General features: G+C 43.3%; 16 protein-coding genes. 2 read left to right on the plus strand and 14 right to left on the minus strand.

What is annotated here, in order from left to right:
- Positions 1-2 precede the first annotated feature (2 nt).
- The 4 genes from secD to queA form a co-directional block, all read right to left on the minus strand.
- On the minus strand, positions 3-1,862 hold the full coding sequence (gene secD, locus PPIS_RS12280; RefSeq protein ID WP_010374164.1) for a protein translocase subunit SecD: 1,860 nt from the start codon (positions 1,860-1,862) through the stop codon (positions 3-5).
- Positions 1,863-1,886: 24 nt separating this feature from the next.
- Positions 1,887-2,225: a preprotein translocase subunit YajC gene (yajC, locus tag PPIS_RS12285; protein WP_010374166.1), complete on the minus strand. Its 339-nt coding sequence runs from the start codon at positions 2,223-2,225 to the stop codon at positions 1,887-1,889.
- Between the two features lie 20 nt (positions 2,226-2,245).
- On the minus strand, positions 2,246-3,385 hold the full coding sequence (gene tgt, locus PPIS_RS12290) for a tRNA guanosine(34) transglycosylase Tgt (protein ID WP_010374167.1): 1,140 nt from the start codon (positions 3,383-3,385) through the stop codon (positions 2,246-2,248).
- Positions 3,386-3,599: 214 nt separating this feature from the next.
- Positions 3,600-4,637: a tRNA preQ1(34) S-adenosylmethionine ribosyltransferase-isomerase QueA gene (gene queA / locus PPIS_RS12295; protein ID WP_010374170.1), complete on the minus strand. Its 1,038-nt coding sequence runs from the start codon at positions 4,635-4,637 to the stop codon at positions 3,600-3,602.
- A 320-nt stretch (positions 4,638-4,957) separates the two neighbouring features.
- On the opposite strand from queA, the gene PPIS_RS12300 reads away from it, so the two are divergent.
- Positions 4,958-7,465 carry a two-component system response regulator gene (locus PPIS_RS12300; protein ID WP_010374172.1) on the plus strand — a complete coding sequence of 836 codons (2,508 nt, stop codon included), beginning with the start codon at positions 4,958-4,960 and terminating at the stop codon, positions 7,463-7,465.
- 158 nt (positions 7,466-7,623) lie between these two features.
- On the plus strand, positions 7,624-7,821 hold the full coding sequence (locus tag PPIS_RS12305; RefSeq protein WP_010374175.1) for a hypothetical protein: 198 nt from the start codon (positions 7,624-7,626) through the stop codon (positions 7,819-7,821).
- Positions 7,822-7,911: 90 nt separating this feature from the next.
- On the opposite strand, the gene PPIS_RS12310 is transcribed toward PPIS_RS12305, so the two are convergent.
- The 10 genes from PPIS_RS12310 to PPIS_RS12355 all read right to left on the minus strand — a co-directional run bounded on the left by PPIS_RS12310 (position 7,912) and on the right by PPIS_RS12355 (position 18,646).
- Positions 7,912-8,802, minus strand: coding sequence for a hypothetical protein (locus tag PPIS_RS12310; RefSeq protein ID WP_010374177.1), 891 nt, complete (start codon positions 8,800-8,802; stop codon positions 7,912-7,914).
- Positions 8,799-9,371 carry a hypothetical protein gene (locus tag PPIS_RS12315; protein ID WP_010374179.1) on the minus strand — a complete coding sequence of 191 codons (573 nt, stop codon included), beginning with the start codon at positions 9,369-9,371 and terminating at the stop codon, positions 8,799-8,801. Before PPIS_RS12315 ends, PPIS_RS12310 begins: the two co-directional genes overlap by 4 nt.
- Positions 9,364-9,903, minus strand: a complete 540-nt coding sequence (locus tag PPIS_RS12320) for an RNA polymerase sigma factor (RefSeq protein ID WP_010374182.1) — start codon at positions 9,901-9,903, stop codon at positions 9,364-9,366. The genes PPIS_RS12315 and PPIS_RS12320 overlap by 8 nt, the downstream gene beginning before the upstream one ends.
- Before the next feature lie 118 nt (positions 9,904-10,021).
- Positions 10,022-10,933, minus strand: coding sequence for a hydrogen peroxide-inducible genes activator (locus PPIS_RS12325; RefSeq protein WP_010374185.1), 912 nt, complete (start codon positions 10,931-10,933; stop codon positions 10,022-10,024).
- 108 nt (positions 10,934-11,041) lie between these two features.
- Positions 11,042-12,310: an inorganic phosphate transporter gene (locus tag PPIS_RS12330; protein WP_010374186.1), complete on the minus strand. Its 1,269-nt coding sequence runs from the start codon at positions 12,308-12,310 to the stop codon at positions 11,042-11,044.
- Positions 12,311-12,346: 36 nt separating this feature from the next.
- Positions 12,347-13,024, minus strand: a complete 678-nt coding sequence (locus PPIS_RS12335) for a TIGR00153 family protein (protein WP_010374189.1) — start codon at positions 13,022-13,024, stop codon at positions 12,347-12,349.
- 142 nt (positions 13,025-13,166) lie between these two features.
- Positions 13,167-13,868, minus strand: coding sequence for a phosphate signaling complex protein PhoU (gene phoU / locus PPIS_RS12340; protein WP_010374191.1), 702 nt, complete (start codon positions 13,866-13,868; stop codon positions 13,167-13,169).
- Positions 13,869-13,891: 23 nt separating this feature from the next.
- Positions 13,892-14,719, minus strand: a complete 828-nt coding sequence (gene pstB, locus PPIS_RS12345; protein WP_010374193.1) for a phosphate ABC transporter ATP-binding protein PstB — start codon at positions 14,717-14,719, stop codon at positions 13,892-13,894.
- A 27-nt stretch (positions 14,720-14,746) separates the two neighbouring features.
- Positions 14,747-16,396, minus strand: a complete 1,650-nt coding sequence (gene pstA, locus PPIS_RS12350) for a phosphate ABC transporter permease PstA (protein ID WP_010374195.1) — start codon at positions 16,394-16,396, stop codon at positions 14,747-14,749.
- Positions 16,397-16,411: 15 nt separating this feature from the next.
- Positions 16,412-18,646, minus strand: a complete 2,235-nt coding sequence (locus tag PPIS_RS12355; RefSeq protein ID WP_010374197.1) for an ABC transporter permease subunit — start codon at positions 18,644-18,646, stop codon at positions 16,412-16,414.
- Positions 18,647-18,864: the final 218 nt, after the last annotated feature.

The raw sequence follows: 18,864 nt of genomic DNA on the forward strand, positions 1-18,864 counted from the left end.
TCCTAGATTGATAGCTTAGTGATACGTCTGCCACCGATGATGGCATTAATAACCGCACGCGTACCAACGATCGCTGTAAACATCGAGGTAATGATACCGATAGCTAAGGTTACCGCGAAGCCTGCAATTGGACCTGTACCAACAGAGAATAGGATCACCGCAGCAATTAAAGTGGTGATGTTGGCATCAAAAATCGTACTAAATGCACTATCGTAACCATGGTGAACGGCTTGCTGTGGACTGCGGCCTTCCGCTATTTCTTCACGAATACGCTCAAAGATAAGTACGTTGGCATCAACGGCCATACCGACGGTTAATACAATGCCTGCAATACCTGGCAACGTCAGCGTCGCACCTGGGATCATCGACATCACACCCACAATCATAATGAGGTTAGCCGCAAGTGCTAAGTTTGCTACCAGACCGAAGCCTTTGTAGTACAGCAACATAAAGGCAAGAACAAACGCAAAACCAAGGACAACCGCAGTCATACCAGCTTCGATATTTTCCTGACCAAGGCTTGGACCTACAGTACGTTCTTCAACGATTTGAATTGGTGCAACCAGTGCTCCTGCACGTAGTAGCAAGCTTAAGTTATGTGCTTCTGCTGGGCTATCAATACCAGTAATACGGAAAGAGCTATTTAAACGCGCTTGAATCGTTGCAACGTTAATCACTTCTTCCACTTTGATTGGTGGTAACGCTTTGCCGTTTTCATCTTTTTTGCCAGACGGTTTGTACTCGATGAAAACCGTCGCCATACGTTTGCCGATAGCACGTTTGGTAAAGGCATTCATTTTTGCCCCACCTTTGCTATCAAGCTTGATATTCACCTGAGGGCGCTGATATTCATCCATACCAGATTGCGCACCTGTGATATGCGTACCTTCAAGAATAACGCGCTTTTTCAGCACGACAGGATAGCCATCTTTATGTGGGATCACTTCTGTGCCAGGAGGAATGCGACCTTGTGCTGCTGCACGCACGTCGGCATTTTCGTCTACTTCACGGAACTCAAGTGTCGCCGTAGCACCGAGGATCTCTTTCGCGCGAGCCGTGTCCTGAACACCTGGAAGTTGAACAATTATGCGCTCACCACCTTGACGTTGAACATTTGGTTCAGCAACACCCAGTTGGTTAATACGGTTACGAATAATGGTTTCATTTTGCTTGATAGCGTATTCGCGCAACTCTTTATATTTAAGGTCGCTAAGGCTTGAGAAGAAAGCGAGGCTATCGCTACTATCATTGATAAAGTCGTTACCCGGGTAACGCTTTCTCAAGAAGCTCATTGCTGCGTCTTTATCTTCTTCCGAGCGCATCGTTACTTGTACACGTTCACTATTAGAAACACGACGAACCGCACGATAACGCAATTTCTCATCACGTAAATCGCTCTTGAAATCTTGCTCCATTTGCTCAAGTGCATTGTCCATCGCCGTGACCATATCCACTTCCATTGTGAAGTGAACACCACCACTTAAATCTAGACCGAGCTTCATTGGGTTTGCACCTAAGTCTTTTAACCACTCAGGTTGTGCCGGAGACATATTGATTGCTGAAATATAATCATCGCTTAAGCTATTACGCAAAATATCTTGTGCTTTAAGCTGATCTTCAACATTTTTGAAGCGAACAAGGATTTGACCATCTTCTAACACAGAAGATTTTACGGCAAGGTTGTTCTTTTGCAGGGTTTCGTTAACTTGATCTAATACACTGAGCGTCGCATCAGCACCTTTTGTGCCAGATACTTGTATGGCCGGATCGCGACCATACAAGTTAGGTGTGGCATAAAGAATACCGATAGCCAACACAGCGAGAACAAGTAAGTACTTCCACATTGGAAACTTGTTTAACACTGGGCTATCCCTTTATTGTTATTCTTATAGAGATTTCATTGTACCTTTAGGTAACACAGCTGAAACCGCTGACTTTTGCACTGTCACTTCAGTTTGGTCGTTTAGTGCGATTACAACAAAGTCTTTATCATCAGCAACCTTTGTGATTTTACCCACAAGTCCACCTTGAGTTAGTACTTCGTCACCCTTACCTAATGCACCCATTAGGTCTTTGTGTTCTTTAACACGCTTGGCTTGTGGACGGTAAATTAAAAAATAAAATACCAAACCAAAAATACCTAACATGATTAGCATTTCCATGCCACCACCAGCAGGTGCTGCCGCAGCAGTACTAGCATGCGCGTTTGAGATAAAAAAGCTCATTTCACTTCCTCGTTTATAAATTAATTATTTTCTGTCAAACCAACGTCAGCCAACTCTGGCACCGCAATGCCACGGCGCGCATAAAAGTCTTCGACAAATTCATCAAATGTACCTTCAGATAAGGCGTTTCTCATTCCTTCCATCAAGCGTTGATAATAACGTAAGTTATGGATGGTATTGAGTCGAGCGCCTAGAATTTCATTACACTTATCTAGGTGATGTAAGTACGCTCGAGAGTAATTCTTACAAGTGTGGCAATCACACTCCGCATCTAGTGGGCTAGTATCTGTTTTGTGTGCTGCATTGCGGATTTTCACCACGCCACCTGTCACAAACAAGTGACCATTACGAGCGTTACGTGTTGGCATTACACAGTCAAACATGTCAATACCACGACGCACCGCTTCAACCAGATCTTCTGGTTTACCAACGCCCATTAAGTAGCGTGGCTTGTTTTCTGGCATTTTATAGGCACATTGGTCAAGAATATTGATCATGTCTTCTTTTGGCTCACCAACTGATAAACCACCAAGTGCATAACCGTCAAAGCCGATTTCTTCTAAGCCCTTTTGCGACTCAGCACGAAGCTCTGGGTACATACCGCCCTGAATAATACCGAATAGCGCAGAAGGGTTGTCAGCATGTGCATCTTTGGAGCGCTTAGCCCAACGTAAGCTTAGCTCCATCGAGTCTTTTGCTTCTTTTTCTGTCGCTGGATACGGCGTACATTCGTCAAAAATCATGACGATATCTGACCCTAAATCGCGCTGTACTTCCATCGCTTTTTCTGGAGATAACATGATTTTCTCACCATTAACTGGTGACTTGAACAACACACCTTCTTCCGAAATTTTACGCATCGCACCAAGACTAAATACTTGGAAACCACCTGAATCGGTCAAAATCGGTTTATCCCAGTTCATAAAATCATGCAGATCGCCATGCTGCTTGATGATCTCAGTGCCAGGTCTTAGCATCAAATGGAAGGTATTTCCTAAACAGATATGTGCGCCCGTTTCTTTGAGCTCATCAGGGGTCATGCCTTTTACTGTGCCGTAAGTACCAACAGGCATAAATGCAGGCGTTTCTACCACACCACGGTCAAAAATCAAGCGACCTCGGCGAGCCTTACCCTGTTTGCTATCTAATTCAAATTTCATTGTTACCTCTTTGTCGGAAAAACAGTCCAACTTTGACTAAAAAACGTGCTAAGCCAATGCTTAGGGCAGTGATCTTTCGATTCTACCAAGATTACTAGCGCAATTCTAATATTGGGATAAAAAACACAAAGTCCATATCGAGCTTGCAACTTTACAGCCATAAAACGCAAAATGCCCAGCAACACTGGGCATTTTAATAGTTGTATGGCGTAAGTTACTTATCTTGCTTTTGTAAGAACATCGCATCACCGTAACTAAAGAAGCGGTATTTCTGTTCAATGGCGGTTTGGTAGGCCTTCATAATATGCTGTTGCCCAGCAAACGCGCTAACTAACATGATTAGCGTTGATTCTGGTAAGTGAAAGTTAGTCACCATTGCATCTACCACGTTAAAACGGTAGCCCGGATAAATAAAAATATCGGTATCGCCGTAAAGTGGAGCTATTTCGCCACCGTTTGCTTTTGCCGCAGACTCAAGTGAGCGCACCGACGTAGTACCCACCGCGATGACGCGTCCGCCTCTGGCTTTTGCCGCTTTGATTGCCTCCACGACTTCTGCTGAGACCTCGATATATTCTGAGTGCATAACATGCTCTTCCACCGAATCGACTCGCACCGGCTGGAACGTACCCGCGCCCACATGCAAAGTAACAAAGGCCATCTCAACACCTTTGTCTTTTAGCTTGGCCATCAATTCATCATCAAAGTGCAGCCCAGCGGTAGGTGCAGCGACTGCGCCTGGTTTCTCACCATACACAGTCTGATAACGCTCTTTATCTTCATCATCGTCCGGTCTGTCGATATAAGGAGGCAAAGGCATATGGCCAATTTTATCTAAAATAGCCAATACATTTTCTTCGCCCTCGAATCTCAGCTCAAATAATTCACCATGGCGCTGAACCATTTCTGCGGTTGCTTGGCCTTCAAGCTCAATCTTAGCACCAGGTTTTGGCGACTTGCTCGCTCTTACGTGAGCAAGCACAGTACGCTCATCTACAACGCGCTCAACCAGTACTTCGAGTTTTCCACCACTGGCTTTTTGACCAAACATACGAGCAGGAATAACTTTAGTGTTATTAAAGATGATTAAGTCTTCTGGATTAATAAGTGCCAAAATATCTCTAAATACTTTGTGTTCTATTTCACCACTATTGCCATTTAAGGTAAGAAGACGACTGCTAGAGCGTTCCTTCATTGGGTGTCTGGCAATCAACTCATCAGGAAGATCAAAACTAAAGTCTGCTACGCGCATGGAAAGGCCTCATTTCTAAAAGTGCGCCAAGTCTAGTGCGGTGTTTTGGCGAAATCAAGTGCTTGTAACCTTGCGTAAATACCTTTAACCTAGCGAGTCTAAAACGGTAATCACCATGTAAAATTTTGTACGGTGTGCACCTTTGTTTAGTACGTTCTTTATTCTTTACGTTTAAACAATAACTTATCGCTATCGGCTATAATTTCCGAGCAAAGTTCGCGTCACTGTTTGATTATTATCAAGCGGCGGTTAAGTACGATTTGCTAACTTTAAGACAAGCCCAATGATTGTGTCGCAGTATCTGGTGAGGTTTTTTTATTGTGTCTAGACAACTAACGTTGCTCATTGTTAACGCCAGTGCTCACGAGCGTCAAACCTTGACTAAAACTCTTAGTGCATTAGATGTCTTTACTATCATTGCCAAGTCCGACTCTCAAGATGCCCTAAGCTTACTGAAGACCCAAGCTGTAGATTTAGTGATCACCGGCTTGGATGTTGGCAAAATTGACGGTTGGCGATTCTCTCGCATGATCCGCTCAGGTCTGCTGGCAACGCCCAAAAACACACCCATTGTGCTTATTCCACCGACTTATTGTGAACGAATAGCCGAAACCACCGCCCGTAGCTACAGTATTGATGCCGTGCTGCCATTTGAGCGTCAAGACATGTTGCCGCAAATTCTGGCCAATGTGTTGTCAACGCATTTAGATAAAAGCAGCCGCCTCAACTTGCTGTTGTTAGAGCCCAACCAACAACGTGCGCAAAAGATATGTGAGCACTTATCGCACAATTTCGTTTGCACACATGTAAGCTCGGCGGCCAGCGCTTTATCACTATTTCTACAAGATCACTACGCCATTGTTTTAATGGACACTACGTCTAACTTGTCAGGTTCCGCAGAAAACTTAGTCGAAAGTATTCTCAAACATCGTCCAAGCCAAGCCATTGTAACCATTATTGACAAACGCGATGCCGACCATGCCGAACAACTATTATTGTTAGGTGTTACCGACTTTGTTCGAGCGCCATACGATATGCCGTTTTTAAGCAAGGTATGCGACCATGCGGCGCGGCGAGAAGATTTTATGGTGAGCTATGCTGAGTTTGCGAATAAAGTTGAGCAACTCAGTCGCAGTGAAAGTCGCTATAAAGATTTATTTTCTGCACACCAACGGATCTTACTGCACCTCAGAACTGTGGTCGTCGAATTGGATTTGGAAGGCGCGATCCGCTTTATAAATCCAGCTTGGGAATACCTCTCGGGCTTTGGTATTAAGTCGAGCCTCAATACCCAACTAAGCAATTACATTGCCAAAGACGAACTTGCAACTTTCAACAAAGTCATTCGAGAAATTCAAAGTGGGGTAAGGCAACATGCGCAAGTCGAGTTGCAACTCTGCCATAAAGCTGGACATCTAGTGTGGGTCGAGTGTCGCCTGCAACTTATCAAGAACACCTCAAGTTCAGTCGCAATAACTGCAACACTCGATAACATTCACGAGCGCAAGCAAGCTGAACTACAACTCAGACACTTAGCACTGCATGATACGCTTACCGGCTTACACAACCGCTACTATTTTGACCAGCAATTAAATCAGCTGTGCAATGAAGTAAAGTCTGCAGAAGAGATAGAACACGCGCTAATTTACATCGACTTAGATCACTTTAAGATCATCAATGACAGTAAAGGTCACCAGCAAGGAGATATCGTACTCAAAGAAGTATCTGAGTTGTTTGGCGACAAAATAGGTGAAGAGCACCTCACTTTCCGTATTGGTGGAGACGAATTTGCTGTACTGCTTAAGCACACCAATTTACTCGACGCTCATATGTGCGCTGAAAGCATCTGCATGGCTATCGAAGAACATAAATTTCACTTTGAAGACAATGCATACTCTCTCAGTTGTTCTATCGGATTAACGCAAATTACCAATGAAAATGCGGATCCCAGCGAGTGCTTAAAACAAGCAGACATAGCCCTTTATATTGCCAAAAATCTCGGCCGCAACTTGGTTCATTGTTATAACAAAGAAGATGAACAAAACCAGACACTGCAAACCGGTTTAGAATGGGGCCATAGTGTTAGGCAAGCGCTTCAGAACGACAGCATAGAACTCCACTATCAACCGATCTGGGATTTCAAAAAACAACAAATAGCCTATTACGAAGCACTGCTTAGATTAAAGATCAACGGTGAGACTATTTACCCAAATCAGTTTATTCCTGCATTAGAGCTACTTAATGATACATTTTTGATGGATCAATGCGTGATCAGAACAGCCATTAAAGCACTGGCGGAACACGAGATCCTGAGCCAAGTGGCGATTAACTTATCCGCTCATTCATTTTTAGATGAACGACTGCAGCCACACATTCAAGCCTGCTTAAAAGAGCATCAAGTTTCAGCTAATCGCGTTATTTTTGAGATCACTGAATCTGCCAGTATTAACAATCTTAACGCAACCCAGACGATGATCAAAAACCTGAACGATCTTGGCTGTCATTTCGCTATTGATGATTTCGGGACAGGCTTCAGCACTTTTAGCTACCTAAAACAGCTACCCGCACAGCATGTTAAGATAGATGGTTCCTTTGTTCGAGACATGCTCAACGACCCAATTGACCTGGCGCTGGTCAAAGCTGTAAACGATATTAGTCACTCATTAGATAAGTGTTCAGTTGCCGAATATGTTGAAAACAAAGAAATATTTCAACAACTTAAAGAAATAGGTGTGGACTATGGACAGGGTTACTTTATCTCCAGACCGCTCCCTATTGAGCAACTAGCGAGCAGTGCAAAAACTATTTTATCTCTAAAAACAGCGTAGTAACATTTTTATACTAAAGGTTACTTTTACTTCTTGCAAAGTCCACTATAATTAAAGAAACCAGTTTAAAATGTCACCAAATTTTAAGGTAACACCTTAATTTTATAGACATTCAAAGGATTGAGTTACATCTTGCTATGGACTTCAAGGGGTAAATTATGCTGTCATTATCACTGTTTTTACTACTTACAAACTTGCTCATCGCGTATCAATGTTACCGCTATGCCAACACTAAAGGATATCCGGTAAAATTGTTCACAGGGCTTGGTTTGCTACCCTACTTTAATCTAGTGGTTTGGGTTTACTTACTCTTTTTACCAAATTTAACTACTGCAAAAAATATAGAGCAGGCTTAATACAAGCAAGTGTAGTTCCTTTACTAGCGTAAGTTCCTTTATAAATAAAACAGCATGTAATCATGCTGTTTTGTCCCAAGCTTAGGTTAACTAAAAGCGATAGCTAGTTACTGTCTCGGCTAGCTCCTTAGCCGTTTTCTCACCTTTAACACATTGCTGCACCAAGGATTTTGGATAAACAAATACCTGTTTATTGTTTGGATTACTAAGCTCACTGTAAATAAAACTTACATGCTCATTTCTAGGTAAACTTCTTAAACCTGCACCATAGTCACATAAACTTCGGGCTAAGCTGGTTACTAGCATTTTTTCAAGCGCCTGCTGCTTTTCTGCTTTCTCTTTCGCTCGTTTGACCCGAGAAGCTTCAAGACTTGCTTTCAGCTTATCCTTAAGGTCTTTTAATTCCGAATCCTTAAGTGAAAGCTTTTCTATGCGTTTCTCAACTTCTCTCAATGACTCCGTAAATTCTTTTACTTGATCATCACTTTCGTGCCTTTTCGCAAACTCCAGCTCCGCTTTTTGGCGTTCAAGTTCCCTCAATTGAATTCTATTCTCTCTTTCTTGCTCTACGGCTTCGCGGACCTTCTCGGCTCCTGCTCTCACTTTCTCAGCTGCATCCGAATAAGCTTGAGAAAAAGCTTCAGCTATCGGCTGTGAAATCTCAATCTCCGCGATGTCCATATCAAATTCCGGCAGTTCAAACTCCCCTATTGCAGCCACATCATCGAGATTATCGATATGAGAGATCCACTCTAAACGGTGCCGGCGTTTTAATGCCAGTTCAAACACAACTCCCTGATCTTTTAAATAATAGCCAGAAACACTACGAACTTGATCTTGTGTGTCATGCTGTAATGCACTCATTAATACCCGCTCAAAAATAGTAACCTCACGCTTTAGCGCTTCATCAACAACTTGGGCCTGAGCAAAGCTTGTAGCAATGGCTGCGACAGCGCCAAAACAAAGTGGAATTAACTTCATGGTTTACCTCGATACTGTGCTAAATTTTGTGTCGGTGTTTGCTCTACTTGCTCTGCCAATTCATTCAATTGCAGCCTAAGTAGGGCTTGATCTTGCGCTCTTTGTGCTTGGATCAGATCAACGAGATTATTCATTGCCAAACTGCGCTCTTTACGATTTTGTTCAACCACTTGTGTTGCTAACTTGGCAAGCGTAGCTTGATCTATTGGCTTAGTCTCATCAAGTTTTGCAAGCATGGCCTGCATAGCGCTTTGCTGCTGTGCCAGTTGTGTTTGTTGAACACTCAACTGTTGATGCAAGCCTAAATTCTGTAGCCAAAGCCCTGATACACCAAGCCCGACAACCAGCCAAGCTGCAACGGCAGCCACTGGCCAAGCGCGAGTTTGATGCTGCAAAGTGAGTTGTGAGGGAGGCGCTTGCTCTTCAAAGCTAGCAGCACGTTGTTGCCAAGTAGTGGCAGCACTCATCATTTCTCGATATTCACTATCTGCCTGAAGTTCAGCCAACTCTGCCTCAGAAAGCACTTTACCATCTAACCACTGCTCAAATAAGTGTGCTAATTTAGCCATGATTTTGCACCTCTAGTTGCCCTTTCATCTTACCTAACGCACTGTATAGCCTAGCCTTTACCGTATTACTTGATAACTCAAGCTGCAGCGCAATTTCATCAAAGGTGTAATGCTGGAAAAACTTTAGCTCCACGACAATGCGCTGCTCAAATGGTAGTTGTTTCAGCGCGATATATATCTCTTCATTACTTTGTTGTTGCGCTATTTTGCTGTCTGGTCCGTGTTGCGGCATCTCAGGTTCTTTCCCTTCAATCGATTCAAACTTATGTTTTCGCATGTGATCCACAATCCTTGCATGGGTGATTTTAAATACCCAAGTCGAGAACTTGGCATCGCCATTAAAGGTATGCAGATTTCGATACATACTTAAAAATACATCTTGAGCAATATCTAGCGCGTCTTGCGGATTACCAACCAGCCTCAAACATTGGTTATACACACGGCTATGATGCTGGGCGCAAAGCTTTGACCATGCCCCTTGATTACCTTGCAGTGCTCTTTTTATTAATTGTTTTTCGCTATTAAAAAACACGCAGTTCACTCATCCAATATACTCACTAACTGTTAATCGTAGCGGGCGCAAAAAAAGTTGTTCAGACGGGAAAATTTTTTGAAAAAAAAGCACCGTTAAGGTGCTTCTTTCGTCATCACTACTGCGACTGACATTGGCCACTGATGTAGCCACCAACAAAGTCGCTAAACAGTCTAAAATCTCTGATCCGCCCCGTGGTACGACGCCAAATCAAGCCAATCTCACGATATGCATGATCTTGTGGTGGCATAGCCACTAAAGGTTTACCTTCCAAAATCCCCGCATTGATCGCCATTTGAGGTAAAAACGTTACGCCATTTTTATATTCCACCATACTTAATAAAGTATGTAGGTTTGCCGCCTCAAATGGATTAATGCACGCGCTACGGTTTAAGTGGCAAGCGCTAAGAGCATGTCCCGTCATACAGTGCTCTTTTTCGAGTAAAAATACACTTTGCTCAGGTAACAGGTTAAAGTCCTCTATCGGCTCCGGTACGCTGTACTCAGCGTGGCGAACCAAGCTAAAGTGATCTTTTGCAAGCACTTGAGTATGGAACTTATCGGTTCTATATGGCAGCGCCAACATGGCCATATCAATATGACCATGCTCTAACTTATCCAGTAAGTTATCACTGGTATCTTCAACCAGTACCAAATTAAGCGCTGCAAACTCCTTTTTGCACGCCTGATAAAGTGGCGCAGCAATAAAACTCGCAATGGTGGGAATGATCCCTAACGTCAACTTGCCTGATAACGGATTTTTATAGCTTTTAGTTAGCTCTTTAACGCTCATGGTGTCGTCGATAATTTTCCGCGCTCGTTCAACCACTTCCTCACCAATATCGGTAAACATTAGGCTGCGATTTTCGCGTTCAATTAGCTGACATCCTAATGTCTCTTCAAGGTTTTGTATCGCGCTACTTAGCGTCGATTGACCAATAAAGCATGCTTCCGCTGCACGACCAAAATGTTGGTGCTGATGCACCGCAAGAAGGTATTGTAGTTGTTTGATACTAGGTAAATTCGTCACAAGCTTTACTCTTAATTTTCAACAGCACAAATAAAAAGACCCCAACACCAAAGGTGTTGAGATCTTTTCAAGCTAAAAGTCTGTCTTTTTGAAAAGTGTGGTTTATTTTTATACGCCGAACACTAATCTCAAAATATAGAATATAACAATAGCAAGGGCAGCACCAACTGGCAATGTAATTACCCAAGAAACTACGATGTTACGGATAACACCCATGTTTAATGCCGCAATACCACGTGCCATACCCACACCCAATACCGCACCAACTAAGGTTTGAGTTGTAGAGATTGGTAGGCCTGTGCCTGATGCGATTACTACTGTTGAAGCAGCAGCAAGTTCAGCTGCGAAACCACGGCTAGGAGTAAGATGCGTGATGCCTTCACCGATAGTCTTGATAACTTTCTTACCAAGGATCGCAAGACCCGCAACAATACCTAAACCACCTAGTGGTAAGATCCACCAAGCTAGGGCCGCTTTCTTAGCAATTTCACCGTCGTTTTCAACAATGTTTACCACAGCAGCTAATGGACCAATTGCGTTAGCAACGTCATTCGAACCATGCGCGAATGCCATACAACATGCTGTTAGTACCATAAGGATAGCGAATACTTTTTCAACATTATTGAACTGCATTTGCTTGTCTGCATTGGGATCCATTTTCAGCTTAGAAATCGCAATCTTACCGATAATAGCAATGATAATAGCGATACCGATAGCAAGCGCAAAACCTTCGAATGTGCCGAGCTTGATACCAATATGCTTAAGACCTTTTTTGATCGTAACCAAAGACATAACAAAGCCCGCTAGACCCATGTAAATAGGCACAAAGCGTTTGGCATTTTCTAATGGCTTATTGGTATCAAAAATGAGCTTTTGGGCACTCATAAAAATGAGATAAGCAATAAAGCCAGAGATGGCCGGGGTGACAATCCAGCTCCCAACTATGCCTGCAACTTTACCCCATTGAATTGCTTCGCTGCCTACAGCAACTAGCGCAAAACCAATGATTGCACCAATAATTGAGTGCGTCGTAGATACAGGCCAACCTAACATTGAGGCCATCAATAACCAGCTACCCGCAGCAAAAAGTGCAGAGATCATTCCCAGTATCATCAGTTCAGGAATATCGATGAAAGGAGTAGAATCTATAATCCCTTTTCGGATCGTTGATGTTACCTCACCACCAGCAAGATAAGCACCAGCGAATTCGAAGATCATAGCAATGATAATTGCTTGTTTGATGGTAAGTGCTTTTGAACCTACCGAAGTACCCATATCATTCGCAACATCGTTTGCGCCAATACCATAAGCCATAAAGAAACCAACTGCTGCGGCAATTAAAACCAATACTGTGCCGTAGGATGCAATAATATCCATAAGAAACCTTACTTTATTTTAAAAGATCGATTTTTATTAACGAGCTAACATCAGCTCAAGACGTGAACCAACGCGCTCTGCGATATCTGCAAGCCCACCGACCCATTCGATGATCTTGTATAAGAACATCGCATCAATTGGGTTAAGCTCGCTTTCAACAGCGCGTAACTCTCGACGAATTTTAATTTGCATATCGTCGGTATCTTGCTCGATGACATCAAGCTCAACTAGCATTTTTTCAACTAAAGTGACTTCACGGCCTCTAAAGCCTGTCTCAAGCAGTTCATTAAACTCATTAATCGCTTCTGATGCTTGTTTAGTTGCGTCCACACAACGAGTGACGTAAGCAAGAAAATCTTTTTGAATGGATTCAGGGATGACCATTTCACGACCGATAACGCGACCTGCGATATCTTTCGCTTTGTTGGCTATCTTATCTTGGTGGGTGATAAGTTCCAGTAAGTCAGTCCGTTCTACTGGCATGAATAAACCACGAGGCAAATGTAAGCGTACTTCACGCTTTAGTTCATCTGCTTCACGCTCTAGGTTGCGGATTTCAATGCGAATTGCATCCGCTTCTGTCCACTCCCCTTTGAAGACATGGTTAAAAAATGGGATCAAAGCCGCACTGGCTTGATGGACTATTTTTATATGCTCTTCAATTGGCTTAATAGGAGATTTAGCAAATACTCCTAAAAACGCGTTACTAGGCATAACTGACCCTTAAATCATATTTGTATGCATGTGCAAAGTGTAATTTTACAGCATTGAGCGCTGTTGTGAACGGTTTTATTGCAAGTTTAGATGAACTTACTATGAAATTGCGCGCCGAAAGCGCGCAACTAATTGATAAGCATCACAAGGTTTTTGCGATATCTTCTTGAGATGTATGACGAATATCTTTGCCATTTACGAAATAAATCACATATTCCGCAATATTTTGGCAACGATCGCCGATACGCTCTAATGAGCGTACAGACCAAATTAAATCCATAATTTTTGGAATAGAACGCGGGTCTTCCATCATATAGGTCATAATTTGACGCGTTACAGCTTCGTATTCACGGTCCACTTTGGCATCCGCTTTGTGCACTTCAAAGGCCTTTTGCGCGTCCATCCGGGCAAACGCATCGAGCACATCATGCAGCATTTGTGATACTTGTCGACCCATATTGTCAATATTCACCAATAGATCTTGCTGATCTTTGGTAAACGAATCCAAGGCAACTTTGGCAATACGCTCCGCTTCGTCTCCGATACGTTCAAGATCTGCAATCGTTTTAGCGATGGCAACCACCAAACGCAAGTCACTGGCTGCAGGCTGTCTTTTGGCGATGATACGTGTACATTCTTCGTCAATATTCACTTCCATCGCATTGACTTTGTAGTCGTTCTGACTGACCTTTATCGCTTTTTCAGCATCATTGTGATTAACCGCATCAAGCGCAGTGTTTAATTGCTGCTCTACCAGTCCACCCATACTGAGTACGTGATTTCTCACGTTTTCTAGCTCTTCATTAAAGCGGCCAGAAATGTGCTTATTAATATTGTGTTCCATTATATTCTCCTCGCAAGCTCGCCTTAACCGTAACGACCTGTAATATAGTCTTCTGTTTTCTTCTTAGACGGCGTGGTGAATAAGGTATTGGTATCTGCATACTCAATTAACTCACCCATATACATAAACGCATTTTGATCAGATACACGCGCAGCTTGTTGCATGTTATGTGTAACGATAACTACAGTATACTTGTTTTTCAGGTCGTTAATGAGTTCTTCGATAACCAATGTTGAAATTGGATCAAGTGCTGATGTTGGTTCATCAAGTAACAACACTTCTGGTTCAATCGCGATAGAGCGAGCAATCACCAAACGCTGCTGCTGACCACCAGATAAACCAAATGCACTGTCGTGAAGTCGGTCTTTTACTTCATCCCAAAGTGCGGCGCCACGGAGTGACTTTTCAACCACTTCGTCTAACTTGCGCTTATCTTTGATCCCTTGCAGACGTAGACCATAAACCACATTCTCATAAATAGATTTAGGGAAAGGGTTTGGTCTTTGGAATACCATGCCTACGTTACGGCGCAGTGCCGCAACATCTACGCTCTTGTCATAAATGTTCTGTCCTTGAAGGTTGATTTCTCCTTCAATACGACAGCTATCAACAAGGTCGTTCATACGGTTAATACAACGCAATAACGTTGACTTACCACAACCTGATGGGCCGATAAACGCGGTTACCTGCCCTTTTGGGATCAACATATTAACGTTGCTAAGGGCTTGTTTATCACCATAGTAAAGATCTAGGTTTTTGATCTCTAGTGCGGTGAGTTCTGGACTTAAGTTTGCTAAATCAAGCTTGTTATTGCCGTTTGCTTGATTGACTTCTGGCGCTACTGTAATCATGTTTTTACCTATTAAAAATCTTTACTATTAATGCTCTAACGATCTGAATTTTTCGCGTAAGTGGTTACGAATACCAATTGCTGTGATATTCAGTGCAATAATCACTGTAACCAGTAGGAACGCGGTTGCATAAACCAAAGGTCTAGCAGCTTCAACATTCGGGCTTTGGAAGCCAACATCATAAATATGGAATCCTAAGTGCATAAACTTACGATCCAAGTGAATATAGGGGAAGTTTCCGTCTAGCGGTAGGGTTGGTGCCATTTTTACTACACCAACCAACATCAGAGGAGCCACCTCGCCCGCGGCACGAGCAACAGCAAGAATAAGACCCGTCATAATTGCCGGACTTGCCATTGGAACAATGATCCGCCATAGGGTTTCTGCTTGAGTCGCACCAAGCGCAAGTGAACCATGACGCACTGAGCTTGGGATCCGAGACAGACCTTCTTCCGTGGATACAATAACCACAGGCAAAGTAAGGATAGCAAGTGTAAGTGCAGACCAAATCACACCCGGTGTACCAAATACAGGACTTGGCGCAGCCTCAGGGTAGAAAAGTTCGTCAATTGACCCACCTAGCATATAAACGAAGAATCCTAAGCCAAACACCCCATATACAATGGATGGAACACCTGCAAGGTTGATCACCGCGATACGGATCATCTTAGTCACAGCGTTCTTTGCTGCATATTCATGGAGATAAATCGCGGCAATAACACCGAATGGAGTCACGATCACCGCCATCAGCATAACCATAAATACCGTACCAAAGATTGCTGGGAATACCCCACCTTCGGTGTTTGCTTCACGCGGGTCATCACTCACAAACTTGCTGATTTGCACCAGGTAGTGACCCACCTTGGCAAAAAAGCCCATGTCATTTGGAAACCAAACGTCCAACACTTGATACAGAGGTAAAGTCACTTCTTCACCACGCATATCACGCACCACAACTTGGTCACGCTTGGCCTGTTTTCTTAGCTCAAATAAACGCTTTTCAAAGACTTTGTAATCTTCGCGTAACTCAGCACGGCGTGCATTTAACTCTGCTAACTTTTCCTCTGTCAGGTCATTATCAAGCTGATACGACTTTTCTTTTAAACGTAGACGTTCAAGCTCATAGTTAATGTGCCCGATTTCGCTATTTTGTAGATCAAGCGCTTCGTCATTAAGGTCAACGGCGCGTTCAACAAGCTCATGTAGCCTTTCAATCGGCTGCTCAGTGACTACTTTACCGTCTTCTAAAACGCGGGCAACATAGCCATAGAAATTACCATTTTTACTACGCTCAAATACCGCTAATTCCGCTGGTGTAGACTGGCTTTTGATATCTGTTGATAATACCCAACGGAAATCAAGTTCTACATATTCACGGTTACCCGTTTTAACGAGCAACCGCTCGATTTGCTCGCTGTTGTACCCTGAAAGGTCGAATCCAGCCGCTTCAAGGCGAGATTTTGGTACCATCTCGCGGTCGTATATTTCACCAATAACGGTCTGCTTGGCAACTGAACCGTCGAGATGCATCTCAACAACTTGAGACGGCCAAAAGAAGCTCAGTCCTTTCCATGCAATCATCGCAAGTAGTCCAATTACTGAAATCAAACTAATACTGACCGCGCCACCTGTCATCCAGATCCACGGAGAACCTGACTTAAACCACTGTCTTACCATGTCATGTCACTCCAATTACATTGAGCTGTACTTTTCACGCAGCTGCTGACGAACAAACTCAGCAACGGTGTTAAATACGAAAGTAAAAATAAACAATACAAAGGCAGCTAGGAACAGGATGCGATAGTGAGAGCTGCCAACTTCAGACTCCGGCATTTCCACCGCAATGTTTGCAGCAAGCGTACGCATACCTTGGAAGATACTCCAGTCCATGATTGGCGTGTTACCAGTTGCCATTAATACAATCATGGTTTCCCCTACGGCACGGCCAAGACCCATCATTACCGCAGAGAAGATACCTGGACTTGCTGTTAGTAATACTACACGAACCAAAGTCTGCCACTGCGTGGCACCGAGTGCTAATGAGCCATTAGAAAGGTGTTTAGGTACGCTAAATACCGCATCTTCGGCAATAGAGAAGATAGTAGGAATAACCGCAAAGCCCATCGCGATACCCACTACTAGCGAGTTACGCTGGTCAAATGTTAGACCTAACTCATTGGTTAGATACTGACGCACATTACCGCCAAACAGCCAAGACTCAATACCAGCGCTCATGGCGAATGAAATCCAGCCTACAATGAGTACAACAGGGATCAGTAAGATTGAATGCCAGCCTTCAGGCACAACGTGTCTTACTTTTGCAGGTAGCTTAGTCCAGCCAAATGCTGTTGCTATCATCGCAATTGGTAATAGCACCAATAAAGCAACCACAGCGGGTAGATGCGTTTCAATTAACGGAGCTAGCCAAAGACCCGCCAAGAAGCCCAAGATAACCGTTGGTAGTGCTTCCATTATCTCGACCGTTGGTTTCACCACGCGGCGTAATTCACTCGACATGAAATAGGCAGTGTAGATTGCTGACGCTAATGCAATAGGAACAGCAAACAACATAGCGTAAAGCGCCGCTTTAATGGTACCGAATGAAATAGGCACTAATGAAAATTTCGACTCAAAGTCATCACTCGCAGAGGTTGACTGCCAAGTATAAGCAGGCTCTGGATACCCTTCGTACCAAACCTCTTGCCACAAAGCAGACCAAGTTACTTCAGGGTGCTCATTATGTAGCTCTACTACCGTTAACGTATCATCGGCAAGTAACAAGGCGGCATTAGCACGCGGCGCTACCGCAAACTTCTGAACTGCTTTATCTGTGATTTTACCTTGCCATAAGTGCGCTTCACTGGTGGTGTAATATAGACCTAATTGACCATTTTCATTGGTCGTGAAGAAAGTACGACGATAATATTCACTAAATAGTTTGACCTGTTTGCTCTTTGGTGTCTCAAAAGAGCGGATTTTAGCAAACTGGCGTCCATCATCGGTATTGACTTCAAACCACTGTGAAACCTCACCGTTGTCGTTAGCAAGCATTAACGAGTTGGCGCCCGCTAGCAGATTCATATCGACCAAGTTGGCATTTTCTTCGTTTGCAGCAAGCAATTGGAATAACTCAACTTCAGAAGCATAGCGAGAATCAAAGACGTAAACCTGATTTGCTGAGCGAACAAATGTGCGCGATGTGTCTGGAGAAATAAGTAACTCATCAACGCGACCATCAATATCTAGCTCGGTACGCTCAACCGCCCACTCAACCTCTCCAGTAAACATGTTTTCTTCTGCAACAAAAGAGGCAAAAATCACACGTTTATCCGCAGTCTGTGCAACAACAGCGGTTTTGTCTTCGAAGTGACTAAAGGCGAATTTACGAATTGCTTGCCCTTGTTCATCAACAATCAGTTGCTTCGCATTAAGTGGATAACTTAAGCGAGGGGTTAAAACACGTTGATTTCCCGGAAAGCTTACCGTAAACATCGGCTTCACGAGTTGTACCTGACCGTTATCCAGACCAAATGCATATTGCCCTAAGAAAGGCGCACTTTCTGCAAATGCTGTGACATTACCGTCAAGTTCAACATCCAATGTATCTAGTAATTTACCGGCGCTTTCACCTTTGATCTGGTAATAATCTACCGAACCTCTGCTGCCGAGTAAGTACGCAATTTCCGTTTGTTCTTCTACCCCTACACCTAAATATGTTTTGTCTTGTGTAAGCTGAATATCCATACGCTTTTCAACCTTTGCTGATTCAAAGATTGGTTGAACGACATATAGTAAATAGAAGAAGATAAGTAAAAGTGCGACTAATACCATTACTCCACCAGAAGTAATGCCAAATTGTGCAAACCTGTCTTTAAAGAGACGGCTTCTATCCGTTTTAAAGGATGGCTTTTGCGGATTTGAAGTCATCAATATACCCTTTGGTTTAAAAATTGGGGGCATTATATTTCATCAAGATGACAGTTGTGTTACACCTGAGACACAATTGAACTTTCTTCAATTGGCATTTACCCTCAAATTCATTATAAGAATAATGGAACTAATCGGCTCAAAAAACGCTCTGATTGTTAGCCTAGAGTAAATACATAAATTTCGTTGCATTTCTTTACATTAAGTGTTTCTGAGCA

Origin of the sequence: Pseudoalteromonas piscicida (assembly GCF_000238315.3) — a bacterium.
GTDB lineage: Bacteria > Pseudomonadota > Gammaproteobacteria > Enterobacterales > Alteromonadaceae > Pseudoalteromonas > Pseudoalteromonas piscicida.